Origin of the sequence: Pseudomonas sp. LA5, from assembly GCF_028640825.1 — a bacterium.
In the GTDB taxonomy this organism is placed as follows: Bacteria; Pseudomonadota; Gammaproteobacteria; order Pseudomonadales; family Pseudomonadaceae; genus Chryseomonas; species Chryseomonas aestiva.
On the sequence record NZ_JAQYZY010000018.1, the window covers coordinates 191,996 to 217,811 of the forward strand.

At 68.2% G+C, this 25,816-nt stretch carries 32 protein-coding genes; 14 read left to right on the forward strand and 18 right to left on the reverse strand.

Annotated elements, in window-relative coordinates:
• Positions 1 to 2: 2 nt before the first annotated feature.
• The 3 genes from PVZ72_RS01515 to PVZ72_RS01525 are packed head-to-tail and all read right to left on the reverse strand — an operon-like array spanning position 3 to position 3,848.
• Positions 3 to 203, reverse strand: a complete 201-nt coding sequence (locus tag PVZ72_RS01515) for a DUF1656 domain-containing protein (RefSeq protein ID WP_007160208.1) — start codon at positions 201 to 203, stop codon at positions 3 to 5.
• Positions 193 to 2,349 (reverse strand): FUSC family protein, encoded by a 2,157-nt coding sequence (locus tag PVZ72_RS01520; protein ID WP_273861032.1) that lies wholly within the window; start codon positions 2,347 to 2,349, stop codon positions 193 to 195. Before PVZ72_RS01520 ends, PVZ72_RS01515 begins: the two co-directional genes overlap by 11 nt.
• Positions 2,346 to 3,848 (reverse strand): efflux transporter outer membrane subunit, encoded by a 1,503-nt coding sequence (locus PVZ72_RS01525; RefSeq protein WP_263258540.1) that lies wholly within the window; start codon positions 3,846 to 3,848, stop codon positions 2,346 to 2,348. Before PVZ72_RS01525 ends, PVZ72_RS01520 begins: the two co-directional genes overlap by 4 nt.
• A gap of 256 nt (positions 3,849 to 4,104) precedes the next feature.
• On the opposite strand from PVZ72_RS01525, the gene PVZ72_RS01530 reads away from it, so the two are divergent.
• Entirely contained in the window at positions 4,105 to 5,058 is a 954-nt protein-coding gene (locus tag PVZ72_RS01530) for a LysR family transcriptional regulator (protein WP_133860288.1), read from the forward strand.
• 243 nt (positions 5,059 to 5,301) lie between these two features.
• Positions 5,302 to 6,291 carry a DMT family transporter gene (locus PVZ72_RS01535; RefSeq protein WP_273861033.1) on the forward strand — a complete coding sequence of 330 codons (990 nt, stop codon included), beginning with the start codon at positions 5,302 to 5,304 and terminating at the stop codon, positions 6,289 to 6,291.
• On the opposite strand, the gene ubiA is transcribed toward PVZ72_RS01535, so the two are convergent.
• From ubiA to PVZ72_RS01550, 3 genes are all read right to left on the reverse strand, one after another.
• Positions 6,276 to 7,223, reverse strand: coding sequence for a 4-hydroxybenzoate octaprenyltransferase (gene ubiA, locus PVZ72_RS01540; RefSeq protein WP_273861034.1), 948 nt, complete (start codon positions 7,221 to 7,223; stop codon positions 6,276 to 6,278). The two genes, PVZ72_RS01535 and ubiA, sit on opposite strands and share 16 nt — an antisense overlap.
• A 75-nt stretch (positions 7,224 to 7,298) precedes the next feature.
• Positions 7,299 to 7,856, reverse strand: coding sequence for a chorismate--pyruvate lyase family protein (locus PVZ72_RS01545; RefSeq protein WP_273861035.1), 558 nt, complete (start codon positions 7,854 to 7,856; stop codon positions 7,299 to 7,301).
• Complete coding sequence (locus tag PVZ72_RS01550) at positions 7,840 to 8,409, reverse strand: DUF2780 domain-containing protein (protein WP_133860291.1); 570 nt, start codon at positions 8,407 to 8,409, stop codon at positions 7,840 to 7,842. The genes PVZ72_RS01545 and PVZ72_RS01550 overlap by 17 nt, the downstream gene beginning before the upstream one ends.
• A 127-nt stretch (positions 8,410 to 8,536) precedes the next feature.
• On the opposite strand from PVZ72_RS01550, the gene PVZ72_RS01555 reads away from it, so the two are divergent.
• Positions 8,537 to 9,766 (forward strand): nucleoside recognition domain-containing protein, encoded by a 1,230-nt coding sequence (locus PVZ72_RS01555; RefSeq protein ID WP_208693405.1) that lies wholly within the window; start codon positions 8,537 to 8,539, stop codon positions 9,764 to 9,766.
• Here PVZ72_RS01555 and PVZ72_RS01560 read toward each other — a convergent pair.
• A complete protein-coding gene (locus PVZ72_RS01560) occupies positions 9,748 to 10,416 on the reverse strand; it encodes a hypothetical protein (protein WP_133860293.1) in 669 nt (222 codons plus the stop codon). The two genes, PVZ72_RS01555 and PVZ72_RS01560, sit on opposite strands and share 19 nt — an antisense overlap.
• 147 nt (positions 10,417 to 10,563) lie before the next feature.
• On the opposite strand from PVZ72_RS01560, the gene PVZ72_RS01565 reads away from it, so the two are divergent.
• Together PVZ72_RS01565 and PVZ72_RS01570 are read left to right on the forward strand one after the other, a co-directional pair.
• Positions 10,564 to 10,794, forward strand: a complete 231-nt coding sequence (locus PVZ72_RS01565) for a DUF1161 domain-containing protein (RefSeq protein WP_133860294.1) — start codon at positions 10,564 to 10,566, stop codon at positions 10,792 to 10,794.
• A gap of 103 nt (positions 10,795 to 10,897) precedes the next feature.
• On the forward strand, positions 10,898 to 11,074 hold the full coding sequence (locus PVZ72_RS01570; RefSeq protein WP_166655878.1) for a hypothetical protein: 177 nt from the start codon (positions 10,898 to 10,900) through the stop codon (positions 11,072 to 11,074).
• A 43-nt stretch (positions 11,075 to 11,117) separates the two neighbouring features.
• Here PVZ72_RS01570 and PVZ72_RS01575 read toward each other — a convergent pair whose 3' ends face one another.
• Both PVZ72_RS01575 and PVZ72_RS01580 read right to left on the reverse strand, forming a co-directional pair.
• Positions 11,118 to 11,552, reverse strand: a complete 435-nt coding sequence (locus PVZ72_RS01575) for a PA0061/PA0062 family lipoprotein (RefSeq protein WP_187980692.1) — start codon at positions 11,550 to 11,552, stop codon at positions 11,118 to 11,120.
• Positions 11,553 to 11,586: 34 nt separating this feature from the next.
• Positions 11,587 to 12,009, reverse strand: a complete 423-nt coding sequence (locus PVZ72_RS01580) for a PA0061/PA0062 family lipoprotein (RefSeq protein WP_133860296.1) — start codon at positions 12,007 to 12,009, stop codon at positions 11,587 to 11,589.
• Here PVZ72_RS01580 and PVZ72_RS01585 point away from each other — a divergent pair.
• Positions 12,008 to 13,129 carry an aminopeptidase gene (locus PVZ72_RS01585; protein WP_273861036.1) on the forward strand — a complete coding sequence of 374 codons (1,122 nt, stop codon included), beginning with the start codon at positions 12,008 to 12,010 and terminating at the stop codon, positions 13,127 to 13,129. The genes PVZ72_RS01580 and PVZ72_RS01585 overlap by 2 nt on opposite strands.
• Here PVZ72_RS01585 and PVZ72_RS01590 read toward each other — a convergent pair.
• Positions 13,126 to 14,472: an MFS transporter gene (locus tag PVZ72_RS01590; RefSeq protein ID WP_208693409.1), complete on the reverse strand. Its 1,347-nt coding sequence runs from the start codon at positions 14,470 to 14,472 to the stop codon at positions 13,126 to 13,128. The two genes, PVZ72_RS01585 and PVZ72_RS01590, sit on opposite strands and share 4 nt — an antisense overlap.
• Entirely contained in the window at positions 14,469 to 15,263 is a 795-nt protein-coding gene (locus PVZ72_RS01595; protein WP_273861037.1) for a siderophore-interacting protein, read from the reverse strand. The genes PVZ72_RS01590 and PVZ72_RS01595 overlap by 4 nt, the downstream gene beginning before the upstream one ends.
• A gap of 54 nt (positions 15,264 to 15,317) precedes the next feature.
• Here PVZ72_RS01595 and PVZ72_RS01600 point away from each other — a divergent pair, with 54 nt between their 5' ends.
• The 3 genes from PVZ72_RS01600 to PVZ72_RS01610 all read left to right on the forward strand — a co-directional run bounded on the left by PVZ72_RS01600 (position 15,318) and on the right by PVZ72_RS01610 (position 16,465).
• Positions 15,318 to 15,734, forward strand: a complete 417-nt coding sequence (locus PVZ72_RS01600; RefSeq protein WP_044341206.1) for a MarR family winged helix-turn-helix transcriptional regulator — start codon at positions 15,318 to 15,320, stop codon at positions 15,732 to 15,734.
• A gap of 65 nt (positions 15,735 to 15,799) precedes the next feature.
• Positions 15,800 to 16,033, forward strand: a complete 234-nt coding sequence (locus PVZ72_RS01605; RefSeq protein WP_187980687.1) for a hypothetical protein — start codon at positions 15,800 to 15,802, stop codon at positions 16,031 to 16,033.
• 159 nt (positions 16,034 to 16,192) lie between these two features.
• Positions 16,193 to 16,465, forward strand: coding sequence for a cupin domain-containing protein (locus PVZ72_RS01610; protein ID WP_273861038.1), 273 nt, complete (start codon positions 16,193 to 16,195; stop codon positions 16,463 to 16,465).
• Here PVZ72_RS01610 and PVZ72_RS01615 read toward each other — a convergent pair.
• Complete coding sequence (locus PVZ72_RS01615) at positions 16,462 to 16,590, reverse strand: hypothetical protein (RefSeq protein ID WP_260175707.1); 129 nt, start codon at positions 16,588 to 16,590, stop codon at positions 16,462 to 16,464. The two genes, PVZ72_RS01610 and PVZ72_RS01615, sit on opposite strands and share 4 nt — an antisense overlap.
• 116 nt (positions 16,591 to 16,706) lie before the next feature.
• On the reverse strand, positions 16,707 to 17,135 hold the full coding sequence (locus tag PVZ72_RS01620; protein ID WP_017641568.1) for an OsmC family protein: 429 nt from the start codon (positions 17,133 to 17,135) through the stop codon (positions 16,707 to 16,709).
• A 119-nt stretch (positions 17,136 to 17,254) separates the two neighbouring features.
• Here PVZ72_RS01620 and PVZ72_RS01625 point away from each other — a divergent pair, with 119 nt between their 5' ends.
• Positions 17,255 to 18,235, forward strand: a complete 981-nt coding sequence (locus tag PVZ72_RS01625; protein WP_273861039.1) for an aldo/keto reductase — start codon at positions 17,255 to 17,257, stop codon at positions 18,233 to 18,235.
• 218 nt (positions 18,236 to 18,453) lie between these two features.
• Here the strand turns inward: PVZ72_RS01625 and PVZ72_RS01630 are convergent, their stop codons facing one another.
• The gene (locus tag PVZ72_RS01630) at positions 18,454 to 19,056 is read right to left on the reverse strand and encodes an FMN-dependent NADH-azoreductase (RefSeq protein WP_187980684.1); all 603 of its coding nucleotides are present in this window, start codon (positions 19,054 to 19,056) and stop codon (positions 18,454 to 18,456) included.
• Between the two features lie 110 nt (positions 19,057 to 19,166).
• On the opposite strand from PVZ72_RS01630, the gene PVZ72_RS01635 reads away from it, so the two are divergent.
• Positions 19,167 to 20,075, forward strand: a complete 909-nt coding sequence (locus PVZ72_RS01635) for a LysR family transcriptional regulator (protein WP_187980683.1) — start codon at positions 19,167 to 19,169, stop codon at positions 20,073 to 20,075.
• Here the strand turns inward: PVZ72_RS01635 and PVZ72_RS01640 are convergent.
• The 3 genes from PVZ72_RS01640 to PVZ72_RS01650 all read right to left on the reverse strand — a co-directional run bounded on the left by PVZ72_RS01640 (position 20,072) and on the right by PVZ72_RS01650 (position 22,514).
• Positions 20,072 to 20,656, reverse strand: a complete 585-nt coding sequence (locus tag PVZ72_RS01640; protein ID WP_273861040.1) for a LysE family translocator — start codon at positions 20,654 to 20,656, stop codon at positions 20,072 to 20,074. The two genes, PVZ72_RS01635 and PVZ72_RS01640, sit on opposite strands and share 4 nt — an antisense overlap.
• A gap of 47 nt (positions 20,657 to 20,703) precedes the next feature.
• Positions 20,704 to 21,543 (reverse strand): AraC family transcriptional regulator, encoded by an 840-nt coding sequence (locus tag PVZ72_RS01645; RefSeq protein ID WP_273861041.1) that lies wholly within the window; start codon positions 21,541 to 21,543, stop codon positions 20,704 to 20,706.
• Between the two features lie 74 nt (positions 21,544 to 21,617).
• On the reverse strand, positions 21,618 to 22,514 hold the full coding sequence (locus tag PVZ72_RS01650; protein ID WP_263258534.1) for a LysR family transcriptional regulator: 897 nt from the start codon (positions 22,512 to 22,514) through the stop codon (positions 21,618 to 21,620).
• Positions 22,515 to 22,619: 105 nt separating this feature from the next.
• Between PVZ72_RS01650 and PVZ72_RS01655 the strand changes: the two genes are divergently transcribed.
• The 3 genes from PVZ72_RS01655 (at position 22,620) to PVZ72_RS01665 (ending at position 25,481) form a co-directional block, all read left to right on the forward strand.
• On the forward strand, positions 22,620 to 23,705 hold the full coding sequence (locus tag PVZ72_RS01655) for a tartrate dehydrogenase (RefSeq protein ID WP_273861042.1): 1,086 nt from the start codon (positions 22,620 to 22,622) through the stop codon (positions 23,703 to 23,705).
• A 1-nt stretch (position 23,706) separates the two neighbouring features.
• The gene (locus PVZ72_RS01660; RefSeq protein WP_133860312.1) at positions 23,707 to 24,585 is read left to right on the forward strand and encodes an alpha/beta fold hydrolase; all 879 of its coding nucleotides are present in this window, start codon (positions 23,707 to 23,709) and stop codon (positions 24,583 to 24,585) included.
• A 104-nt stretch (positions 24,586 to 24,689) separates the two neighbouring features.
• On the forward strand, positions 24,690 to 25,481 hold the full coding sequence (locus tag PVZ72_RS01665; RefSeq protein ID WP_273861043.1) for a phosphatase PAP2 family protein: 792 nt from the start codon (positions 24,690 to 24,692) through the stop codon (positions 25,479 to 25,481).
• 6 nt (positions 25,482 to 25,487) lie between these two features.
• On the opposite strand, the gene PVZ72_RS01670 is transcribed toward PVZ72_RS01665, so the two are convergent.
• Positions 25,488 to 25,739, reverse strand: a complete 252-nt coding sequence (locus tag PVZ72_RS01670; RefSeq protein WP_064309107.1) for a hypothetical protein — start codon at positions 25,737 to 25,739, stop codon at positions 25,488 to 25,490.
• Between the last annotated feature and the right edge of the window lie 77 nt (positions 25,740 to 25,816).

A 25,816-nucleotide genomic window follows, 5' to 3' on the forward strand; every position in this document is an offset into this window, starting at 1 on the left:
TCCTAGCGATAGACGCACAGCGCCAGGGCGCAGTAGAGGCAGATGAACAGGGCCAGGCGCAGCAGCGCCGGATGCCAGACGACGTGGTAGAGGCCGACCGCGGCAAGCACCCGGTCCAGCGCCCAGGCGAGCAGGGCGGCGACCAGGAACAGCACCGTCACGGTGGGCAGGTAGAGGCCGTGGAAGGCGATTTCACGGGGCATGGGGAATCTCGTGATAGCGGGCCAGGGGCCCCTGGGGATCGAGCAGGGCACTGCGGATGAAATGCAGGTCGCTCTGCACCTGGCGCAGGGGCGACTCGTCATAGGGCAGTTCCGGCGGTTCGGTCACGGTTGCCACGGCAAGCAGGGCCGCGTCCACTGCCACCAGCGCCCGCCGCAGATGTTCCGCGCCGGGCTTGAGGAAGAGGCGCACCAGGGCGCGCCCGAGCACGCGGATGGCCTGGCGCCAGGCGCTGCCCTCGGCATAGCGCGGGGTCGCGGGCAGGCGGGCCTGCAACTGGCGCAGTTCGATCACCGCATGACCGATCTCCAGCACCACGAAGGCCCAGCCGATCAGGCGCCGCTGCGCTTCACCGCGTCCGGCGCTGACGCCATAGGCCTGGTTGAGCAGGTCGCGGGTCTGGCCTTCGAAGGTCGGCGCCAGGTGCGGCAACGGCGCGCTCACCGCCCGCACCAGCTGCTGGCGCAGGTCACGCTCCAGGCGGCGCCACAGCCAGGGGCTGTTGGGTGGCAGCAGCACCGCCGAGACCGCCGCGGTGATCACCATCGACAGGACCACGGCGATGCCGTTGTTGATGAAGACGTAGGCGTCGTAGACCGGCGGATTGTCGGGAATCGAGGTGAAGCAGAAGAACACCAGGCAACCCAGGCCATAGCCCATCCAGCCCGGGCGCAGGGAAATCCAGGTGCCCAGCATGAACACCGGCGCCAGGGTCAGCAGCAGCAGCGGCAGGCCGCTGATCCAGGGAAAGACGAAGAAGGTCAGGAAGAAGCCCAGCACCACGCCGCCACTGGCGCCGACCGCCATCTGCAGGGCGGTGCGCTTGGGATCGGGCGAGGCCGAGGCCAGCGCCGAGACGGCCGCGGCGTTGAGCGCCAGCATGCCGCCGCTGGGATAGGCGCTGGCGATCCAGAAGGCGCCCAGCACCAGCACCAGAAAGGCGCTGCGGAGGCCGGTGACCGCCGCGCCCAGGGCATTGGCCTTGGCCACGAAGCGCGGCTTCCACTGTTCGCGACTGTGGCGTGGCGCCGCCAGGGAGGCATGGGTCTGCAGATAGCCGTGCCATTCGCCAGTGAAGCGAAAGAGCAGCTCCACGGCGGTCTCGAAGTCCCGCCGGTCAGCTTCGCTCAGGGACGGCAACTCGGCACGCAGGGCGCGAATGCGCGGCCGCAGACCCTGGTGCAGCTGCTCCAGACGCGCCGCCGCCACCAGGGCCGCGCGTTCGGTAAGGGCCTGGCCACGCCATTCCTCGAACACCTCCAGCAGCGGCGCCCAGAGGCGTTCAAGGGCTGCCAGCGGCAACTGGGCATTGCGCTCGCGCAGGCGCATCAGCAGGCGGCTGAGGGCATGCAGGCGGGTAGTCAGGCCCATGAATTCGGCGTTCAGCCGGGCCAGGCGCCCGCTGCGCATGCGCATGTGCGGGTCTTCGAAGGCCGAGGCGCTGCGCAGGCTTTCCAGCCCCACCGCCTCGGCGGCCAGGCGTACTCCGGCAGCCTCCAGGGAGGCACGGTCGAGACGACCGCGCAGGACGTCGGCGGCCAGTCCGGCGAAGCCGCCCATGCGCCGATAGAGAGTCGCGCGCATGGCCGTGGCGCTGGTCTGCGGAAAGACCGCCGCGCTCACCGCGCCGCTGCAGAGCACGCCCAGGGTGATGGCCAGCACCCGCATCACCGCCGACATGAAGGCGGTGTCGGCATTGAGCGCGGCAGGGATGCCGATCAGCGCGGCGGTGTAGCCGGCCAGCATGCAGGCATAGCTGCGAAAGTCCCGGTAGCGCGCCGAGCCGGCCACGCAGAGGCCGATCCACAGCGCCAGGAAGATCAGGAAGGGCACCCGTTCCTGGGCGAACAGGGCGATCAGCATCAGCATCACCGCCAGTCCCAGCAGGGTGCCCATCACCCGATAGAAGCTCTTGGCCAGCACCTGGCCACTCTGCGGCTGCATGACGATGAACACGGTGATCACCGCCGAGCTGGGATGCGGCAGTTGCAGGCGCATGGCCAGCCACAGGGTCAGGCTGGCGGCGAGCAGCACCTTGGCCTGGTACAGCCAGAGGCTGCCATCGCTGCGGGCCCAGGCGCCGAGGGCCTGGCGCAGCGGCGCACCGGTGGCGGTGCCGGCAGTCATCGGGGGGCTCGCTCGACGGCGACGCGCGCCGGCACCAGGTCGTGGTCGCCCGGGCCGCGTTCGAGGTCCGCGCCGCCACCGAGGGCGACCAGGGCCGCGGCCTGGGCCGCCAGGCGCAGGGCGTGCACCTGGGCGGTGACGCGTTGCTGGGCGAACAGCCGGGTCTGGGCGTCGAGCACGTGCAGGTAGTCGGTCAGGCCGCGGCGAAAGGCCTCGCGGGCGATGTCGTAGGTGCGCTGGGCCTCCTGGCTGGCCTGGTCGGCGAGGGTGGCCTGCCGGGCTGCCGAATCGGCCTTGATCAGGGCGTCGGAGATGTCCTTGAGGGCGTCGACGAGGGTCTGGTTGTAGGCGCTGACGGCCACGTCGTAGGCCGCCGACTCCGCGCCGAGGCGGCCGCGCAGGGCGCCACCGTCATAGATCGGCAAGGAAAAGGCGGGACCTATGAAGGAGCCGGTCTTGGCGTGGGTCAGCATCTCGCTGAGGCGACCCAGGGTCAGGAACTGGCCGACGTTGGCCACCAGGTCGATGTTGGGATAGAAGCTGGCGCGGGCGACGTCCACGCCCTTCGCCGCCGCGGCGATCTGCCAGCGACGCGCCACCACGTCGGGGCGCTTGCCGACCAGTTCCAGCGGCAGGGCGCTGGGCAGGCGCGGTGCCGCGCCCAGGGTCAGGCGCGGGCGTTGCAGGCGGGCGCCGGCACCCGGGCCCTTGCCGGCCAGGGCGGCGAGCTGGTTGCGATCCAGCGCCAGGGTCTCGTCCAGGGCTTCCAGCTGGCGTTCGGTCTCGGGCAGCAGGGCGCGCGCCTGGCTGACCTCGAACTGGGTGCCGAGGCCGCCGTCCAGCTGGCGCTGGGCGAGGTCGGCCAGGTGCCGCTGCTGCTCCAGGGTGGCGGCGAGGATGTCGCGCTGGTCGTGGTGCAGGGCGAAGCCGATATAGCTGCGGACGATGTTGCCGGTCAGCTCCAGCTCGGCCGCGCGCACCTCGGCGGCGGCCTGGTGGGCCTGGTCCAGGGCCTGGGCGCTGGCGTCGCGTTCGCGGCCCCAGAAGTCCAGGGCATAGCTCAGACCCAGTTCGGCATTGTTGTTCCAGGTGGTGCGATCGGCCAGCTCGCCCGGGCCATAGAAGCCGTCGGTGGGCCAGCTGTAGCGCTTGAAGGCGCCCTTGCCCTCGACCTGCAGGGCTTCACGGGATTCGGCCAGGCCGGCCAGGGACTCGGCGCGGCGCACCCGGGCGGCAGCCGTGGCCAGGCGCGGGTTGTCCGCCAGGGCGCCGCTGATCCAGGCATCCAGCTGGGGATCGCCATAGGCGCGCCACCACTGGCGCTCGGGCCAGGCGGCCTGGCTGGCGGCGGCCTGGATGGCTCCGTCGGTGGCCAGCGCCTGGTCGTCGAGGCGCTGCGCCTGGGGCGCGTTGTGACCGGTACCGATACAGCCGGCCAGCAGGGTCGCGAGGGCGACCACCGAGAGCGCAGGCCAGACTCTGCTAGAGGAAGGCGACACGTGGAGGTCCGTTGGCAACAGGGCCAAACCTGCGTCTGGCATGAGGCAGCGCAGCGAGGTTGGCGAGATGAGCTGGAACTGAAGAGGACGCCTGTAGAGGACGGACGTAAACCGCGAGGTCAGCGGACGTTACCATTAGGCTGCTAACGATTCTATAAAATTCCGAGGTGGTCGATTAGCGCGTCAACCCGCGAATCTTTGTTTCACATACTGAAATAATATGGAGAATGACGCTTTTCCCGACTGTCGAGGCGGCATGGACACCCTGCACAACATGCGCGTTTTCGTCGCCGTGGTGGAAAGCGGCAGCTTCACCGGGGCGGCCCAGACGCTGCAGACCACCACGGCCCACGTCTCCCGGGCGGTGGCCCATCTGGAAACCCATCTGCGCACCCGCCTGCTGCACCGCACGACGAGACGCATCGCCCTGACCGAAGCCGGCCAGCGCTACCTGGCGCGCTGCGAGCAGATCCTCGCCTATGTCGAGGAGGCCGAAGCCGAGGCCGGGCACGCTCAGGCGCGGCCCGAAGGGCGGCTGCGGGTGCACAGCATGACCGGCATCGGTCAGCATTACGTGATCCGCGCCATCGCCGGCTATCGCGCCCTGCACCCCGAGGTGCGCTTCGACCTGACCATGGCCAACCGCATCCCCGATCTGCTGGAGGAGGGCTTCGACCTCGCCATCGTGGTAGCCGTGGAGCTGCCCGACTCCGGCTTCGTCTCCCAACAGATCGGCCACACCTACAGCATCCTCTGCGCCTCGCCGGCCTATCTGCAGGAGCATGGCCAGCCGCAGACGCCGGCGGAGCTGGCCAATCACGCCTGCCTGAGATTCATCAGTCCGGTGGTGTCCTTCGACCGCTGGCACTTCGACGGCCCCAATGGACCGGAAACCTATCGCATCGGCGAGACCCCCTTCCAGGTCAACGTCGGCGACGCCATGACCGAGGCCCTGCGCCAGGGACTGGGGATTGGCGTGCTGCCGCTCTATTCGGCAGTAGACGGCCTGCGCGACGGCAGCCTGGTGCGAGTGCTGCCGGCCTATCGCCTGCAGCGCCTCAACGTCTATGCCCTCTATGCCTCGCGGCAGTACCTGGATGCCAAGATCCGCACCTGGGTGGCCTATCTGCGCGAGCAGATACCCGGGGCGCTGGAGGCGGACGAGGCCTTCGTGCGGGCCGTCAGCGAAGTCGTCGGCCAAGCGCATTGAGATCGGCGGGGCGCTTGGACTAAGCTCGGGGGAGACCGGGCTGCACGCCAGGTCATAGTTAGTAAGCTATTGAAATATCGCCCGGTATCGCGGTCCTGAGGGCGACAGGACGGTTGCTCGACGGCACGCTCCGGTGGCGTCGAGGTCCATGTCCCGAGTCGGTGGTCACGCCGACGGACCGCCGTGCAGGACGGCCGGATCATGCAGGCGGTCAGGGACCGCCGTCAGTACCACGGGAGTCCAATGAGCGCTACCGCAGGACCCACTCTGAGATTCGCCGACCAGCCGCTCAAGGGCATCGCCCTGATCTGCTTCGCGGTCTGGCTGTTCGCTTCCCACGATGCCCTCTCCAAGTACCTGTCCGGCTTCTATCCGGTGGTCATGGTGGTCTGGGCCCGCTACCTCTCCCACACCCTGCTGATGATGGGCATCTTCATCCCGCGCTCGGGGCTGGCGGTGATCCGCACCAAGCGGCCGGGGTTGCAGGTGCTCAGGGCGCTGTGCCTGATCGGCTGCAGCCTGTTCTTCACCACCGGGCTGCGCTATCTGCCGATGGCCGAGGCCACCGCGGTCAACTTTCTCGCCCCGCTGATGGTGACGGCACTGTCGGTGCCGCTGCTCAAGGAGAGCGTGACCCGCAGCCAGTGGGCGGCGGTGCTGGCCGGCTTCATCGGGGTGCTGGTCATCGTGCGGCCGGGCGGCCAGCTGTTCACCCCGGCGGTGCTGCTGCCGGTCTGCTCGGCGGTCTGCTTCGGGCTCTACCAGCTGCTGACGCGCCTGCTCAGCGGCATCGACAGCCCCACCACCAGCAACTTTCTCACCGGCATCATCAATACCCTGGTGCTGAGCAGCGTGGTGCCCTTCTTCTGGGAGATCCCGACTCTGACCCACGGCTTCATGCTGGCGCTGCTCGGCCTCTTCGGCATGTCCGGCCACCTGCTGCTGACCCAGGCCTTCCGTTATGCGCCGCCGGCGCTGCTGGCGCCCTTCAGCTACGGCCAGATCGTCACCGCCGGCATCATCGGCTACCTCGTCTTCGGCCATGTGCCGGACAGCGGCGCGCTGATCGGCATCCTCATCATCTGCGCCAGCGGCCTGGCGGTGGCCTGGCAGCAGAGCCGCAAGGCCTCCAGGGCCAAGAAGGCCCGGGCGGTGCCGGCGGCGCAACCCGAGGCGCTGCCGGAGGTGGTGGCCGATGCCGCCGCGGGCGCTCCGGCTCAGCGCAGTCCGTAATCGGCGATGATCCCGATGAGGATCGCCAGACCCGCCCAGTGGTTGTGCAGGAAGGCCCTGAAGCACACCAGCGGGTCACGGTCGCGGGTGACGTGGAATTCCCAGGCGAAGCAGCCGGCTGCCACCAGCAGGCCCAGGTAGAAGGGCAGGCCCAGGCCGAAGCGGCCGCCGGCCAGCGCCAGGCAGAACAGCGTCAGGCCCTGCAGGGTGGCGATGATCACCCGGTCGGCGTCGCCGAACAGGATGGCGGTGGATTTCACCCCGATCTTGAGATCGTCTTCGCGGTCGGCCATGGCGTAGTAGGTGTCGTAGCCCACCGTCCAGATCACGTTGGCGACGAACAGCAGCCAGGCCGCCGCCGGCAACTCGCCGGTCTCGGCGGTGAAGGCCATGGGCATGCCCCAGGAAAAGGCCGCACCCAGTACCGCCTGAGGGTAGTAGGTATATCTCTTCATGAAGGGATAGAGCGCCGCTACGCCAAGGGCGCCAAAGGACAGCCAGACGGTGGTGGCATTGGTGCAGAGCACCAGGCCGAAGCTGAGCAGCACCAGCACGGCAAAGAACAGCAGGGCTTCCTTGGGCGAGATGCGCCCGGTGGCCAGGGGACGATTCTTGGTGCGGGCGACATGGCCGTCGAAGTTGCGGTCGGCGAAGTCGTTGATCACGCAGCCGGCCGAGCGCATCAGCACCACGCCGAGCACGAAGATCAGCAGATTCTTCAGACTCGGCACGCCCTCGGCAGCGATCCACAGCGCCCAGAGGGTGGGCCAGAGCAGCAGATAGATACCGATGGGTCGGTCCAGCCGGGTCAGTTGGACAAAGTCGCGGATGCGCTCGCGGCGCGGACGCGTGGCGATCACCCGGGCGCTGGGCTCGGGGCCGCGCGGCGCGGCAGGACGGCGATCACGGGGACGGGAGGCGTTCTTTTTCATCGGACGGCTGCATGGTGAAGGGCCTGGCGATTATAGGGGCCCCGGGGCGTCGCCGCTGCCGTCGTGATGCTCCGCCTAGCCCTCGCGCCCGGCGTGAGGCCAGAAGGCCGGCAGAAAGACCTCGCCCACCAGGATCGCCAGGGGACCGCGCCGGAACACCGAGCGCCGGGCCCAGCAGGGCGCGGTTGCCGCCCCTGCGGGCAGCCAGGCCAGTGGATAGCGGCAGGCTTGCAGCGGCCCGCGGACAAAGGCCGGTGCCTGGAACAGCCAGTGCCCGAGCGGCCGCTCGCCCAGCGCCGCCAGGTCGAAATCCGCCGCTTCCAGGGCCGTGCGCGCCGCCACGCTGCGGGCGAAGACCCAGGCTTCGCCATTGCCGCGCAGCCAGACCTCGCGCACCCAGCCGGGGCTGGCCGGCGGCACTTCAAGCGCCTGGCACTCGTCCGGGCGCAGCGGTTGCCAGCCCTGGGCGATCACCTCGACGGCGAAGCGTCCATCGCTGAGGGCGGTCAGCCGTTCGGTGAGGGAACCACGGTCCGCATAGAGCCAGCCGAGCGGCGCCTCGGTGTAGTCCGGCTCGGCGCCGGCCGCTGCGTAGGTCAGCCAGCGCGGGCCGCCGTCACAGGCCCCAGACATTGCCCAGGGTGCTCAGCAGGGAGGGCTGGGTGCCTTGCTTGCCGAGATAGCCGAGGATCACCTGGGCGAACTGGCTGGTCATGCCACTGTTCATGCCCAGGGCGTTGAAGGTCTTGTCGACGTCCTGGCGGCTGTCGACATTGCCCAGCAGGCTGCCCAGCGGACTCTGCTTGGCATCCTGACCGCCGCCACCGAGCAGACTGCCCAGGCCGCCCAGTTGCGCCAGGCCGCCAGTGGCATTGGCGCCGGCCAGCTGATCCAGGCCTGGCACGGCCTTGGCCAGCTGGCGATAGTCGTTGCCCACCAGCTGATTCTTGGCCAGGCCGAGCAGGGCGCCGGTGCCGCCCACCGCCTGCTGCGGGGTGACGTTGAGCTGGCTGGTCAGCGCCTGCAGCAGGCCCTGGGCCTGGGGCGTGGCCGCCGCGGCGGCGGTGGCCTTGGCGTTGTTGTTGCCGTTGGCGCCGTTGTAGGCGTTGACGGCGTCGTTGAGGTTGAAGGCGAAGACCGGACTGGCGGCGAGCACCAGCGGCAGGGCGAGAACGGACAGACGCATGGGCGGACTCCAGCGGGTTGCGTGAAAGGTCAGAGGATAACCCGACGGCGATGACCACAGACTGAACGGCGTCCCTGCAGGGAGCGGACGCTGCGGTTATCATCGCCGTTTTGCCGGGAGAACCGCGATGCTCAACGGGTTGTGGCTGGGCTTCTTCATCGTTGCCGGGATCAGCGCCTTCGGCCAGTGGCTGGTGGCCGGCAACACCGGGGTGTTCGCCGCCATGGTGGAGAGCCTGTTCGCCATGGCCAAGCTGTCGGTGGAGGTCATGGTGCTGCTGTTCGGCACCCTGACCCTCTGGCTCGGCATCCTGCGCATCGCCGAGAAGGCCGGGCTGGTGGACGCCCTGGCGCGACTGCTCGGGCCGCTGTTCGCCCGGCTGATGCCCGAGGTGCCGCGCGGCCATCCGGCGCTGGGGCTGATCACCCTCAACTTCGCCGCCAACGGCCTGGGCCTGGACAACGCCGCCACGCCCATCGGCCTCAAGGCCATGCGTGCCCTGCAGGAGCTCAATCCCAGCAGCACCACGGCGAGCAATGCGCAGATCCTCTTCCTGGTGCTCAACGCCTCCTCGCTGACACTGCTGCCGGTAACGGTGTTCATGTACCGCGCCCAGCAGGGCGCCACCGATCCGACCCTGGTGTTCCTGCCGATCCTGCTCGCCCATACCTGCGCCAACCTGGTCGGGCTGTTCTCGGTGGCCTTCATGCAGCGGCTGAAACTCTGGGATCCGGTGGTGCTGGCCTGGATCGGCGGGGGCGCCCTGGCCTTCGGCGCCTTCGTCGCCTTTCTCTTCACCCTGACCGCCACCGCGCTGGCCGGGTTGTCGTCGCTGCTCGGCAACCTGACCCTGTTCGGCATCATCCTGGCGTTCATGATCCTTGGCGCCCTGCGCAAGGTGCCGGTCTACGAAGCCTTCGTCGAAGGCGCCAAGGAAGGCTTCGACGTCGCCAAGTCGCTGTTGCCCTATCTGGTCGCCATGCTCTGCGCGGTGGGCGTGCTACGCGCCTCCGGCGCCCTGGAAGCCATCCTCGAAGGCGTTCGCCATGCGGTGACCTTCTTTGGCTGGGACACCCGCTTCGTCGAGGCGCTGCCCACCGCGCTGGTCAAGCCCTTCTCCGGCAGCGCCGCCCGCGCGCTGCTGATCGAGACCATGCAGACCCATGGCGTGGACAGCTTTCCGGCGCTGGTGGCGGCGACCATCCAGGGCAGTACCGAGACCACCTTCTATGTGCTGGCGGTGTACTTCGGCGCGGTGGGCATCCAGCGCGCCCGCCACGCGGTGGGCTGCGCCCTGCTGGCGGAGTTCACCGGGGTCACGGCGTCGATCCTGATCTGCTACTGGTTCTTTGGCTGAGCCTTGGGTTCCAGGTCGACCATCCAGTCGTCCTGCACCATGCGCCGCTGGCGGCGCGAGGTCAGTTGCTGGGTCTGCCAGTCTTCGGCGATCAGCGCGCAGTAGTGGCCGTCGTGCTGGCCCAGGCGAAAGCGCCGGCGTACTCCAATGGGATCGTGATCCGAACCATAGAAGGCGACCGCGCGGATCTCCAGGCCCTCGAATACCCAGCCCTCGGGCGGCCGGTGGTTTTCCAGGGTCAGGCCGTTGTGCTCGGCGGCGCGGCGGATCAGGCCCTGGAAGGTACCGATGTGGGTGAAGTCACCGGTGTTGAGCGGACCCTGGTGGGTCGCCTCGCCCAGCACCAGATCGGGGTCGAAGTCATCCTGGCCGCTCTCGCGGATGTCGGTGACATCGGTGTAGAGCGTCTCGCGATTGGTCTTGAGGATCACCGTGAGCTGGTTGATGAACACCGGCTCGGCGCTCATGTTGGACAGCAGGCAGAGGGCACCCACGCCCTTACCGGCGCCGCGGTTGATGATCAGCCGCGGCTGGCGCTGGCGCTTGTAGTTGTTGAGCAGGAGCTGCGCATAGAGCACCCAGACGCCCAGGGTGCAGCACTGGGCGAAGAGCGTGAGGACTTGGGAATTGTCTTTCAACCACTGGAACATGGGGGCACTTCGCTGGAAGGAGTGACCATCGGAAATACCGTTCGGGCTCCAGGTTCCACCGCTTCGCTGAGCAAAGGGCAGCGCTGAGAACATCGCCACAGCTCGGGCGTCCAAGCCTGAGAGGTCATCACGCCAAGGAAAATCGCCATGCTGCGTCTATCGCTACTCTGCTGCGCCGCCCTGCTGAGCACCGCCGTGCGGGCCGAACCCCTGTCCTGCGACCAGCTCAAGGCCGACATCGAGGTCAAGATCCAGTCGGCCGGGGTGACCGCCTATACCCTCGAAGCGGTCCCCAATGCCGAGGTGCGCGATCCCAACATGGTGGTGGGCAGTTGCGCCAACGGGACCTACAAGATCCTCTATCAGCGCAACGACTGATCCCCGACCCGGGGGACAGACCGTTCATCCGCTGGATACTTGTACAGTTCCGCCTGGCTTAGTACTGTTTGCGCATACAGTATTTAGCCAAGAGGGTAATGCCATGTCGCCGTTCGCCCGGATTCGCCAAGCTCTGTCCCTTGCCCAGCCCGCACCGCGCTGGATGGAACGCGAGGATTTCCTGCGCATGAGTCGCCAGCTGCGCGAGCAGAAGAGTCGTCCGCCCGTGGTCCGCACCCAGGACCGCAGCCAGGACGACTGGCTCAGCGTGCCCGCCTAGCGGTCCATTGCCTGACCGTGCTGGCCGCCTGGCCAGTCGCGGGTCAGAAGGGCGAGCAGATGCCTCGTTCGGAACTCACCAGTTCGCGCGGGCCGTCGTAGAGGGTGATCTCGCCCTGACCGAAGGTGTTCTCGGCTTCCAGGCGATAGCGCCGGCCGGCCTGGAAGTCCGCGTAGTCCAGTTCCAGATAGCACTGGATCTGCAGCGGTTCCCGCCAGCCGAAGCGCGAACCGAAGCCACCGCCGCCATAGAGTTCGTAGCGATAGCTCACCTTGAGGCTGTGGCTGCCGGGGGTGAGCTGGAAATAGCGGCCATCGTCGAGACGCCTGCCGTCCTGGGACTCGGCCAGCAGCGAAGCCCCTACCGCGGATTCGCGCAGCACCAGATCGACCCATGCCTGATGGGGATCCACAGGGGGCAGCGGCGTGGTGCAGCCGCCCAGCAGTAGCAGCAGAGGGACCAGCAGGCGCAGACGCATGGACGGCGACTCGCGGCAGGGAGATCAGCCGAGTCTACACGTCGCCGCAACGACTGGCAGTGCTGCGCGCCACTTCCTGGTTGCGCTCGTCATAGAGGCGCGCCCAGGGCCGCCAGCCGGTCTGGCCGGCTTCCAGGCGATAGCGCTCGCCCGCGGCGAAGGCCTTGTAGTTGAGGGTCACCAGGCAGGTGCGCGCCAGCGGATCGGCCACCTGGGCGCCGATGTTGGTGGGCTGCACCTCGAACTGGTAGCGTACCTGCAGATCATGGCTCCCTGGCCAGACCTGGAAGTAGCGTTTGTCTTCGAGATCCTTGCGATCGGCGCGCAGGGCTTCCAGCTTGGCCTTGCCATCGCTGTCCAGATCGATCCAGGCCTGTGCCGGATCGGGCTTGGGCAAGGGCCACAGGGAACAGCCACCTAGGAACAGCACAGGCAACAGCAGGCACAGTCTACGCATGACGGCTACAACTCCGGGCAGGGAAGGACGCGCCACCCAGCCAGGCACCCTGCCTGCGCAACGCACGAGCCGCTGGCTGGCGCTGCTGTCCCTCGTGATCGGACTGAGCGGTTGTACCTCGGTCGGGTACTACGGCCAGATGGTACAGGGCCAGTGGGCGCTGATCCGTGATCGCGAGCCCATTGCGACGGTCGTCGCAGATCCGGCGCGCCCCGCCGTCCTGCGCGAACGCCTCGCCGCCGCGGCGGCGGCCCGCCGCTTCGCCAGTGCCGAACTGGCCCTGCCGGACAACGCCAGCTATCGCAGTTTCGTCGAACTCAAGCGGCCCTTCGTGCTGTGGAATGTCTTCGCCACCGCCGAATTTTCCACCCAGCCCACCACCCACTGCTTTCCCATCGCCGGTTGCGTGGCCTATCGCGGCTACTACCGGGAAGCCAAGGCCCGAGCCGAGGCGCAGCGGCTGCGGGCGCAGGGCCAGGACACCTATGTCGGTGGCGTGCCGGCCTATTCGACGCTGGGCTGGTTCAGCGATCCGCTGCTCAGCAGCATGCTGCGCTGGGACGACGACCAGGTGGCGGCCACGATCTTCCACGAGCTGGCGCACCAGCGTTTCTATCTGCCCGGCGATACCGCCTTCAACGAGTCCTATGCCACCTTCGTCGAGGGCGAAGGCCTGCGGCAATGGCGCGCCAGTCGCGGCCTGCCGCCACCCGATACGGGGCGCGAAGCCCGCTATCAGCAATTCCGCGCGCTGCTGCTGACCACTCGCGCAGACCTGGCCAGGCTCTATGCCCAGCCATTGACGACCGCGGCCAAGCGCGCGGCCAAGGCCCGGCGCTTCGCGCAGCTGCGCAGCGATTACCAGCGGCTGCGCGCCACCCCGGCCTGGCGTGACGATCGCCGCTTCGATGGCTGGATGAGCCAGCCGCTCAACAACGCGCGGCTGGTGCCCTATGGTCTGTACGAACAGTGGGTGCCGGCCTTTGCCGCCCTCTATCGACAGCACCCGGGCAACTGGCCGGCGTTCTTCCAGCGGGTACGGCTATTGGGCGAGCGGCCGGCGGCCGAGCGTGAGCAGGCGCTCAAGGCGCTGCTCGACCAGGCGACACCGCAGCCCTAGCGCGGTGCCCGCCAGTTGGACCAGGCGGCGACCAGACCCAGCGTTGCCGCCAGGGCCAGCCCCAGCCGCGGGGCCAGGCTGTTGTCCAGATGCAGCAGCAGCGCCAGGGCCGCGGCGCCCAGGGCCATGCCGGTCTGCCGCGCAGTGGCCTGGACGCCGCCGGTGGCGCCGTTGCGCCCGGCCGGGGCGGCGGTGAGCATGATCCTGTTGTTGGGTACCTGGAAGAAGCCGAAGCCGATGCCGCCGAGGATCAGGCAGGGGATCAGCAGGGCGGTCGAGCGCTCCAGTGGCATCACCGCTGCCGCCGCCAGCCCCAGGGCGATGCCCAGACCGCCGAGCATGCACAGCCGCTGCGGCGGATGGCGGTCGGCCAGGCGCCCGGCTACCTGCGCCGACACGGCCACGGTGAGCGGCCAGGCCAGCATCAGCAGGGCCACCTGCAAGGGCACCAGCCCGAGCTGGTGTTGCAGATAGAAGGGCAGGGCGAGAAAGCAGAGCATCTGCGCGGCAAAGGAACAGACCGAAGCCAGCACCGAGTGACGCATGGCTGGCAGTCCCAGCAGGTCCACCGGCAGCAGGGGCGCCGGCAGACCGCGCTCGCGGCGTACCAGCAACAGCAGACTGGCCGCGGCCAGCAGCAGCAGGCCTACGCCCTGCAACGGCGCGGCGCCGAGGCGTTCGAGACCGCCGATGCCGGCGCAGAACAGCAGGGCGTTGAGCAGCACGCTGAACGGATCGAGGCGGCGCTGCGCACGGGGGCTGTCGGGCAGGTTGTGCACCAGCAGTGCGATCAGCATCGCCACGGGCACATTGACGGCGAACAGCCAGGGCCAGCCACCCAGCGCCAGGATGGCCGCCCCCAGGCTGGGCGCAGCAGCCGATCCCAGAGCCACGCAGAGGGCATTGATGGCGATGCCACGACCCAGCCGGTCGCGCGGATAGGAGAGTCGGACGATACCGGCGCTGACGCACATGATGGCGGCGGCGCCCACCCCCTGCAGCGCCCGTGCAGCCACCAGGCTGGCGAGATCCGGCGCCAGGGCGCAGCCCAGGGAGGCCAGGCCGAAGATCCCGACCCCGGCCGTGAAGACCGGGCGCAGGCCAAGACGCTCGGCCACTGCGGCCAGGGGAAACAGCAGGGCGACCAGACTCAGCTGATAGGCGCTGACGATCCAGACCGCCGCGGCGGCCGAGACGTCCAGGGCCTCGGCGATGCTGGGCAGCGCCAGGTTGGCGATGCCGCTGTCCAGCACCGTCATGCTGATGGCCAGTAGCAGGGCGGCGACGGCGCGATAGCGGCGTGGCGGGGGCAGGCCGTCGGTGACGGCGGCGGTGGTGCTCAATCCTCGACCTTCACGTGCTGGTCGCTTTCGCCAAGCTTCCAGTAGCCGGCCGCCTTGACCCAGTCCCGCGGCAATCCCTTGGCCAGCAGCGCCTGGCGCGCGGCACGGGCTTGCGTGGCTTCACCGGCGATCCAGGCATAGCCTTCGCCCGCGGGCAGCTCCAGCTGCTCCAGGGCCTGCATCAGGGCATTGGCCCCGGTTTCGCGATAGACCCAGCGGATCTCGGCGGCGGCGGCCGTCGACAGGGCGATCTCCAGGCCCGGACGCGCCACTTCGGCGACGACCTGGACCCGGACGCCGGCGGCCAGCTGCTCCAGGCGGCGGGCGATGGCGGGCAGGGCAGTCTCGTCGCCGGCCAGCAGGTACCAGTCGAAGTCCTCGGGCGGCACCAGGGCGCCCTTGGGGCCGCCGATGATCAGCTCGGCACCGGGCTGCGCCTGACGCGCCCAGGTGGTCAGCACCCCGGCTTCATGCAGATAGAAGTCGATGGCCAGTTCGCCACGGGCGGCATCGTAGTGGCGCGGCGTGTAGTGTCGACCCACCAGCTGCTCGGCGCTGGCGGCGCGGATCGGGGTGGTGTCGGCGGGCACGAACAGCTTCACGTGCTCGTCGAAGGCCGCGCTCTGGAAATCGGCCAGGTCGCTGCCACCAAAGGTCAGGCGCAGCAGGTCGCCACCCAGGTCTTCGCGGCGGACGACGGTCGCCCAACGTCGCTTGAGGTCGAAGCGCACACGCTGGAAAAGGTGAGGGGCACTGGCATCGCCCTCGCGGCTGTGAAAAGATGTCGCCATTGCGGAGGTACCATTCATTGAGGTTACTCACTATATTCGAGGTAAGCAGCTTTCATGTCAACCGCCGCCGCCATTGCCGAAGCCCTGATGGATCTGAAACGGCAGATGCGCCAACAACTGGATGAGACCCTCAAGGCCTCCGGACTCTCCTTCGCCCGCTATAAGGTGCTCAAGGTGCTGGAGCGCCTGGGACCCTGCCGTCCGGGCGAGGTCGCCGAACAGCTGCGCCATGCGCCCCGTACCCTGACCGATGCCTTCGACGCCCTGGAGCGCGACGGCCTGGTCCGTCGCGAACCCCATCCCCAGGACCGCCGGGCGCTGCTGGTCCATCTGACCGAGCAGGGTCGCCAGGCGCTGGACCAGGCCCAGGTGCCGCGTACCCAGGCGCTGGAAGCGGTCTTCGCGCCGCTGGATGCCAGCGAGCAGGCGCAGTTGCTGGCCTATCTGGAGCGGGTTCGCATCCGCAATTGAGTCGCGGGCGAACTCCCTGTCGGTCGTTGCGCTCGAAAGAGACACCCTATTGAGGAGAGCCTGCCATGACTGACCAGCGTTCCGATGCCCACCTGGGCAAGACCCCGCCCAACGAACCCGCTCTCGATGAGGCGGGCCGTCCGGTGGATGTGGTGAAAAAGGACATGGAGCAGCCGGAATCGACGCCGACCGATGCCATCGACAAGGTCATCACGCCGACCGACATCAAGACCAAGGAGCAGGAAGCCGAAGCGCTCAAGCGCAAGACCGCCGAGGTCGAGCGCAAGCTGGAGCGCTGATGCTCCACGTGGAACCTCGGGTCGCCGAGGTTTCCATCGTCTCGGCAGGCGCGGTCGGCCATAGCGGCAGCCATGCCCTGTCATAGCGATATTGCACTGGCCCCTGTTGGACTGGGTTCCTAATCTGGGCGTTGATCGTCATCAACTCAAGGAGCGCTCTTGGACCAGGCCACCTTCATCGAACAACTCGCCCGCGAGGGCTTTCAGCCACCGGTGCTGGTCGAGCGCGAAGCCCTGGGCAGCCTGGAAGCCCATGCGCATCCCTTCGAAGCGAAGGCGCTGGTCATCGAAGGCGAACTGCGCATTCGCACGGCAACGGGCGAGCGTCGTTATGGGGCAGGGGAGGTCTTTCACCTGGCCGCCCATGAGCCTCACTCGGAAGTCTTCGGCGCCCAGGGCGTGCGCTATCTGGCGTGTCGGCGACCGGCCTAGCCTTCGCTGTCGTTCTTCTCGATGTCCTTGCGCTGGCGGTTGAGGATCACGCAGCCGTATACACCGCCGCCCAGCAGCAACAGAGCGAGGATGGAAAACAGGGTCATGAAGATGGAGTCGTTCATCGTGCTCTCCGAAAGCGGGGTCGGAGCAGTCTAGCGACTCACCAAGGTCTCGGCGAACGAGCTCTGGAACAGGGTGTTGCCGATGCCTGGGCGGCACCGGCAGGCACCTGTGACCCTTAACCTTCGAGCGTGGCGTTCAGGTTGATCTTGGCACCCTTGAGCACCTTGGACACCGGGCAGCCTTCCTTCGCCTGATTGGCGATGGTGGTGAACTGCTCCTGGGTGGCACCGGGGATCTTGGCCTTCATGGTCAGATCGATGGTGGTGATCTCGAAGCCGTCGCCGACCTTGTCCAGGGTCACGTCGGCCTTGGTCTCGATCCGCTCGGGGGTCAGACCGTTCTGGCCCAGCAGCATGGAGAAGGCCATGGAGAAGCAGCCGGCATGGGCCGCGCCGATCAATTCTTCGGGGTTGGTGCCTGGCGTGCCTTCGAAACGGGTGTTGAAACCGTAGGCATTGTCCTTGAGCGCGCCGCTCTCGGTGGAGATATGGCCTTTGCCATCCTTCAGACCGCCTTGCCAGACCGCGGAAGCATATTTCTTCATGGAGCATCTCCGGTTGTTAGGTACGAATCCATATAGAACAAGCCAGCAGCCGGTAAGTTCGTTGCAGTCGATCCGGGACCGCCATGGTCAACTCTTTTCGACCACCCCTGGAGGCCCCCATGAACTACCGCAATCTAGGCCGTACCGGTCTGAAGATCTCGCCCCTCTGCCTCGGCTGCATGACCTACGGCGTCCCCGAGCGCGGCAATCACCCCTGGACCCTGCCGGAAGACCAGAGCCAGCCGCTGCTGAAGAAGGCGCTGGATCTCGGCATCAACTTCTTCGACACCGCCAACAGCTACTCCGACGGCACCAGCGAAGAGATCGTCGGCCGCTTCCTCAAGGCCAATGCCGTGCGCGAGGAAATCGTGCTGGCGACCAAGGTGTACTTCCCGCTGCGCGACAAGCCTAATGTCGGCGGCCTGTCGCGCAAGGCCATCTTCGCCGCCATCGACGCCAGCCTGCAGCGCCTGGGCACCGACTATGTCGATCTTTACCAGATCCATCGCTGGGACTATCACACATCCATCGAGGAGACCCTGGAAGCCCTGCACGACGTGGTCAAGGCCGGCAAGGCGCTGCACATCGGGGCCAGCAGCATGTACGCCTGGCAATTCGCCAAGGCGCTGCACACCGCCGAGCGCCATGGCTGGACGAGATTCGCCACCATGCAGAACCACGTCAATCTGCTCGCTCGCGAAGAGGAGCGGGAGATGCTGCCGCTGTGTCGTGATGCCGGCATCGGCGTGATCCCCTGGAGTCCGCTGGCCCGTGGCCGCCTGACCCGTGACTGGGACGCCAGCACCGCGCGCACCGAAAGCGATGCCTTCGGCAAGACGCTCTATACCGCCAGCGAGGAATCCGATCGGCAGATCGTCGCCGCCGTGGCGCGCATCGCCGAAGCCCGCGGCGTGCCGCGTGCCCAGGTGGCCCTGGCCTGGCTGCTGCAGAAGCCGGGCATCGACGCGCCCATCGTCGGCGCGTCCAAGCCGCAGCACCTGGAGGATGCGGTGGCGGCGCTGGAACTGCAGCTGAGCGAGGAAGAGATCAGTGCCCTGGAAGCGCCCTATGTGCCGCATCCGGTGGTGGGATTCAGCTGAGGCGGGGCCTGCCCTTACCCCGGCCCGCTCCCGTAGGGAGAGGGGGAAAAGCGCATCGGTGCGGTTGGATGAGCGCTGGTGCCCCAGGCCTCCAGAGCTTGCCGCGATCTTTGAAGTGAGGAGTTTTCAGGCGTACCCGAATCTCACCTTACAAAGACGAGGGCCGCTCTGCTTCCCTCTCCCTGAGGGAGAGGGGCCGGGGTTGAGGGCGTCCGGACTCAGGCGTACTGGTCGGCGATCTGGCGTTCGGCGCTGGCCAGGGCCGCGCGCTTGGCTTCGTCGCCATAGGCCAGGCCTTCGGCGCGGACGATCTGGACATCGGTGATGCCGAGGAAGCCCAGCAGCAGCTTCAGATAGTCCTCATGGGCGATACCGGTGGGCTTGCCGGCATGGATGCCGCCCGCGGTGGCGACGATGATTGCCTTCTTGTCGCCACACAGGCCTTCCGGACCGGCTTCGCCGTAGCGGAAGGTGGTGCCGGCCACGGTGATGCGATCGATCCAGGCCTTGAGCTGGGTCGGGATAGTGAAGTTGTACATGGGCGCACCCAGCACCAGCACGTCGGCGGCGAGGAATTCCTGCAGGGCGCGGGTGTTGCGCTCGGCTTCGTCACGTTGCTCGGCGCTGCGCTGCTCGGCCGGGGTCGCACCGGCAGCCAGGCTGGCGGCGGAGAAGTGACCCAGGGAATCGTGAGCGAGGTCATGGTAGCTGACCTCGAGACCTGGCGTAGCGGCCTTGAGGGCGCCGACGACCTTGGCGCTCAGGGCGCGGGAGGCGGAGTGATCGCCCAGGATGCTGGAATCGATGTGCAAGAGTTTCATGGCGGTAGTCCTGTGGGGTTCGACGCGATGAGCCCAGACTACCGATAAGACGATCGGCTGATTAGTCGCCTAGAATGCGATGCTTCGTCCCATGGATAGGACAATCGCCCATGCAAGACCTCAATGATCTCGCCTACTTCGCCAAGGTGGTGGAAGCCGGGGGTTTCGCTGCCGCCGGGCGCCTGCTGGGCATTCCCAAGTCGCGGCTGTCCCGGCGCATTGCCGAACTGGAGACCCGCCTGGGCGCGCGGCTGCTGCAGCGCACCACCCGCACCCTGACCCTGACCACTCTCGGCGAGCGCTACCTGGTGCACTGCCAGGCGCTGCTGCGCGAGGCGGAGAACGCTGCCGAAACGGCGGCAAGTCTGTCCAGCGAACCCCGTGGACCGCTGCGGGTGTCCTGCCCGGTGGCCCTGGCCCAGGACTACCTGCCCGACGTCGTCACCCGCTTCCTGCAGCGCTATCCCCAGGTGCAGCTGGAGCTGGTGCTGGTCAATCGGCGGGTGGACGTGGTCAACGAGGGCCTCGACGTGGCCCTGCGGGTAAGGGACGTCGACGACGTGGAGCCGGGGCTGATCGTGCGCCGCCTGCGCCAAGCCTCCGGGGTGCTGGTGGCCGCCCCCGCCTTTCTCGTCGGTCGCCAGCTGGATGCGCCGGAAGCCCTGCTGGGGGTCCCGCTGCTCGGCGCCCTGGAGCTGGATCGCCGGGTGCACCTGCGCATGGTCGGTCCCGCCGGCCAGCGCCGCGAACTGGTGCTGGAAGCCCGACTGGGCATCGACGACTTCAGCGTACGCAAGACCGCCGCCCTGGCGGGCCTTGGCTACACGATGCTGCCGCTGCTCTATTGCGAGACCGAACTGGCCGAGGGTCGCCTGCAGCGCCTGCTGCCGGACTGGTCGCTGCCCGGCGGCCACCTGCAGGCCGCCTATGCCCACAGGCGCGGCCAGTTGCCGGCGGTACGCGCCTGGCTGGAGCACCTGGAGGACAGCTTTCGCGATCAGGGCGGGATGCCGGTCTAGATCACCGTCGCCCAGGCCGAGGCGAGCAGCAGCGCCGCCATCCCCAGGTTGAAGCCGCGCCAGGCGCGGGTCGATTTCAGGCCATGCGCCGCGACCCGGCCAAGCAGCGCCCAGAGACCCAGGCAGGGTACGGACACCAGCAGGAACACCAGGGCCAGCACCAGCACCTGCTGCCAGAGATCGGCACCGGGTTCGGCGTAGACGGTCACTACCGCCAGCGCCATGCTCCAGCTCTTGGGGTTGAGCACCTGCAGCCCGGCGGTACCCCCAAAGCCCAGACGGGCACCGTCATCCGCCACCGCGGGCGCGCCGGCGCGGGCCAGTTGCCAGGCCAGCCAGCTCAGCCAGAGCACCCCGGCCCAGGCCAGGCCGCGCTGCCAGTCCGGATGTTGCGCCAGGGGCTGGCCGAGACCGAAACCCACCACCAGCACCAGGGTCACCGCGCCCAGGCTGCCGCCCAGCACCAGCGGCAGGCTGGCCCGGGCACCGTGGCGGGCGCTGTGGCCGAGGATGAGCACATTGGTCGGTCCGGGGGTGATGGAGGCGACCAGGGCGAACAGCAGGAAGGGCAACAGGGACATGGGAGACTCCTGGAAGGACTGAGCCACCAGGGTCGCAAGCCTTGCCGCTAGCGGTCTGGAAGATTCGAGCAGCGCGCGCGATAGGCCGCCGGGGTCAGGCCATAGGCGCGGCGGAACCAGCGACCCAGATGACTCTGGTCGGCGAAGCCCAGGGCGGCGGCGGTCTCCGCCGGCGACAGGCCGTCGGCCAGCAGGCGGCGCGCCCGCGACAGGCGCAGCTGCACCAGATAGGCATGGGGCGCCAGCCCAAAGGCCGCCTTGAAGGCGCGGGTCAGGCGGAATCTGTCGACGCCAGCGGCCTGGGCCAGTTCCTCCAGACCGATGTCCTCGTGATGATGGGCCTGCAGGAAGTCGCGGGCGCGCAGGGCCACCTGGGGCAGCCGTGGATCGCCGGCCTGGGGCGCCCGCCATTGCAGGTGCGGCAGAAGGCGCAGCAGCAGGGCATCGAGGGCGCTCTGGCGGACGATGCGCAATTCCGGACGACTCAGGACCTCATGGGCCCAGGCCACGGCGCGATGCAGCTCGGCCTGCTCCACCAGGGTCCGGGCGAAGCCGGGCTCGCCCAGGGACCGGCCGTCGCCATGCAGTCCCTGCAGCTCGCGCGCCAGCCACTGGGGATCGAGATAGAGCATGGAGTAGGTGAAGCCCTCGGCCTCCGGCGCCTGGCCGTCGTGCAATTCACCGGGCTCCAGCAGGAAGACCTGCCCGGGGGTACTCAGGTGGCGCTGACCGCGGCAGTGGAATTGCTGCAGGCCCTGCTCGGTGTAGCCCACCAGATAGGCGTCGTGCCAGTGCGGGTCATAGGCATGGCCCTCGAAATGGGCGCGCAGGGTCTCGATGCCGGTCTCGGCGTCCTGCTGCAGCTGGATCCAGTGATCGTCGGCCATGGCGAGAGAAGGGGGCTTTCGGGCCTTTCAGTCTAGTCACTGACCTGATGTCGGTCTGGAAGATTCGTGCAGCCTTAGCGTCCCAGCCGCGCGGGCAGCTCCTGCGCCAGATGGCGGATCAGTTCGGACAGTCGGCGCGGCACGTGGCGCTGCTGGCGGTGCACCGCATAGATGGCCGCCGCCGAGGCCTCATGATCGGTCAGCAGCGGCACCAGGGCGCCGCTGGCGATCAGCTCGGCCACGTCCCATTCCGATCTCAGGATCAGCCCGTGGCCCTCCAGCGCCAGGCGCACCACCACCTCACCATCGTTGCTGCTCAGGCTGCCGCGGACCTTCTGGGCGAAATGCTCGCCGTCCCGGGTGAAGCGCCAGACGGCGTAGTCGCCCGCGTCCTGGCGCAGCACCAGGCAGTTGTGCCGCGCCAGGTCGGCCACGCTTTCCGGCACGCCGGCCCGGGCCAGGTAGGCGGGGGCAGCGCAGAGCAGGCGGCGGTTGTCCAGCAGGCGATGGGCGATGACCCGGGCGTCCGGCGGTTCGCCGACGCGGATGTCCAGGTCGAAGGGACCGTCCAGCAGATTCACCGGATGGCTGGAGAGGTACAGGTTGAGCTCAAGTTCGGGATGGCGGCGGGCGAAGTCCGACAGCAGCGGCGCCAGGTGCCGGCGGCCGAAGCCGAAGGTGGCGTTGAGATTGAGCACCCCGGCGAGAGGCGCATCGGGTCGGCCGACCGCGGCTTCCAGGTCTTCCAGCTGGGTCAGCAGCGGGCGTGCGCCTTCCAGATAGCGCAGGCCTTCCGGGGTCAGGTCCAGGCGCCGCGTGGTGCGGCGGATCAGCTGCACGCCCAGCCGGCGCTCCAGGGCGGTGAGTCTCTTGCTCACCGCCGCCAGCGACAGACCCAGTTCCCGGGCGGCGGCGGTCAGGCTGGGATGGCCAGCCAGGCGGACGAAGAAGGCAAGGTCATCAGTGGACAAGATTCTTGATCCCAGGTTAAGAATGGCTTTCCCTGGAGCGGGATTGTACGCCTCCGGCGCGAGACTACACTGGGTCCATTCCATCCAGACTGCCGGAGAAAGCCCATGCAAGCGTCCAAGCCCCACAAGATCGCGGTCATCGCCGGAGACGGCATCGGCAAGGAGGTCATGCCCGAAGGCATCCGCGTGCTGGACGCCGCCGCCCGCCGCTTTGGTATCGAACTGCAGTGGGACCACTTCGACTTCGCCAGCGCCGAGTACTACCAGGCTCATGGCAAGATGCTGCCGGACGACTGGTTCGAAACGCTCAAGGGCTACGACGCCCTCTATTTCGGTGCCGTCGGCTGGCCGGACGTGGTGCCCGATCACATCTCCCTCTGGGGCTCGCTGCTGCAATTCCGCCGTCGCTTCGACCAGTACGTCAACCTGCGTCCCTGCCGGCTGATGCCCGGGGTCAAGGCGCCCCTGGCCAATCGCCAGCCCGGTGACATCGACTTCTATGTGGTGCGCGAGAACACCGAGGGCGAGTATTCCAGCGTCGGCGGCATCATGTTCGAGGGCACCGAGCGCGAGGTGGTGATCCAGGAAACGGTGATGACCCGTCACGGCACCGACCGCATCCTCAAGTTCGCCTTCGACCTGGCCCAGCAGCGGCCACGCAGGAAGCTGACCTCGGCCACCAAGTCCAATGGCATCGCCATCACCATGCCCTGGTGGGACAAGCGCGTGGAGGAGATGGGCAAGGCCTATCCGGACGTGGCGGTGGACAAGTTCCACATCGACATCCTCACCGCCAACTTCGTCCTGCATCCGGACTGGTTCGACGTGGTGGTGGCCAGCAACCTGTTCGGCGACATCCTCTCCGACCTGGGCCCGGCCTGCACCGGCACCATCGGCATCGCGCCCTCGGCCAACATCAATCCGGAGCGCACCTTCCCCAGCCTGTTCGAGCCGGTGCACGGTTCGGCGCCGGACATCGCCGGGCGGGGCATCGCCAATCCCATCGGCCAGATCTGGTGCGGCGCCATGATGCTGGAGCATCTGGGCCATGCCGAAGCCGGCGCTGCCGTGGTGGCGGCCATCGAGGCCGTGCTGCGCCAGGGGCCGGAGCAGGCGCCCCTGACCCGCGACCTCGGCGGCCAGGGCACCACCGAAAGCCTGGGACAGGCCATCGCCGCGGCCCTGGCCTGAGATGGACGGCCTCTTTGCGGGCTTCGAACAGCGGCGGCTGGACGTCGGCGGCGTCGAGCTCAATTGCCGCGTCGGCGGTCAGGGGCCGGCGCTGCTCCTGCTCCACGGCCATCCCCAGACCCATGTCATGTGGCATAAGGTGGCGCCGCGGCTGGCCGAGCGCTTTACCCTGGTAGCCGCCGACCTGCGCGGCTATGGCGACAGCGCCAAGCCCGACGCGGGTGCCGAGGCCTACAGCAAGCGCACCCTGGCGCGGGACAACGTCGCGCTGATGCGCCGGCTCGGTCACGAGCGCTTCGCCGTGCTGGCCCACGACCGTGGCGCCCGCGTCGCCCATCGCCTGGCGCTGGATCATCCCGCGGCGGTGGAGCGGCTGATGCTGCTGGACATCGCGCCGACCCTGGCCATGTATCGGCAGACCGACGAGGCCTTCGCCCGGGCCTATTGGCACTGGTTCTTCCTGATCCGCCCGGCGCCGTTGCCGGAGCGATTGATCGAAGCCGATCCGGAAGGCTATCTCAAGGGCGTGATGGGTACCCGCAGTGCCGGCCTGGCGCCCTTTCCGCCGGAGGTGCTGGCCGAATACCTGCGCTGCCTGAGCCTGCCCGGCACCGCCCGTGGCATCTGCGAGGACTACCGCGCCAGCGCCGGGATCGACCTGGCGCATGACCAGGCCGACCTGGATGCCGGGCGCCGGCTGGAATTGCCGCTGCGGGTGCTCTGGGGCGCCGAAGGCACCGTGGGGCGCTGCTTCGATCCGCTGGCCGAATGGCGCCAGGTGGCCACCCAGGTCAGCGGGCGCGCCTTGCCGGGTGGCCATTACCTGGCGGAGGAATTACCGGAGCTGGTCGCAGACGAGGCCCTGGCCTTCCTGGGTTGAGTCAGCGGATGCAAAGGACTGTTGCGTCATCTGGCTGTAACAAAGTGTGACGTTATCGAGGTCAAGTGGGTCTATTCGTGAAATTTTCGTGAAAAGAGACCTCGATGAACGCTCCACTCTTCCCTTCCACCTGGCAGTGGCGCCGCCTGGCGCTATGCCAGGGGCTGGCCCTGGGCCTGCTGCTGCTCTGGCTGATCCCTGACGTTCGGAGTCAGTTGCTGGCCTTCGACGCCAGGTTGTTCCACTCCCTCAATGCCCCGCTGGCGCAGTCCAGCGCCTGGCTCTATCTCTGGACCTTTTTCAGCCTGCGACCAGTGGATGCCCTGGTCGGCCTGATCCTGCTGGCGCTGCTGGTCCGGGGCGACTGGGCCTATCCGGCCCGGCAGGTACGGCCAGCGCTGGCGGCCTTCGTCGGTCTACTGGTGATCCTGCTGATCGTGCGCACCCTGCTGACCAAGGGCATCGAAGCCTGGGGTTTGCAGCATTCCAGTCCGTCCGATGTGCTCGCCGGCGCCTATCTGCTCAGCGATCGCTTTCCCGGGCTGGAACACGGCTGGGAGTTGAAGGACAGATCCGGCGCCAGCTTTCCCGGCGATCACGCCTCGGTGCTGCTGCTGTGGGCGCTGTTCATGGCGCATTTCACCCGCGGGGGACGGCGACTGATAGTGGCCGCGCTGGCCGTGCTGTTCATGCTGCCGCGGCTGGTGGCCGGCGCCCACTGGGGCTCGGATGACTATATCGGCGGGCTGGCCCTGGCCTTGGGTGTGATCAGCCTGGGCCTGCACACGCCGCTGGCCGCCGCCTTTGCCCGCCAGGGCGAGCGCCTGCTGACGCCCCCGTTGCGGGGCCTGGGACGGTTGCCGCTGCTGGGCCGGCTGAGTCTGCTGCGGCCCTAGGGTTCGCTAGGCACGCGTCGGGGCCAGGGCCGGCAGCAATTGCTGGTCGATGGCCTGGCGCACCGCCGGCAGCAGCGCCGCGCTGCCCGATAGCAATTCCTGGATCAGTTGCCGCAAGACCTGGGCGCGTTCCTGGTTGAGGCCCGTCACCGCCTGGCGACAGGCCTCGTCCGCGGTCGCCGCGGGCGTCACATTGAAACCCAGCGCACGCAGGCGGTCGCGGAAGTCGTCCTGGTCGATCAAGTCGGCGATCATCATGGTGCTGCCCTCTCCGGTGGAATGCCTGGATTCTCCCACTGGTGTCGCAGACGGCAAGCCGGGCTGGCGTCGCCGCA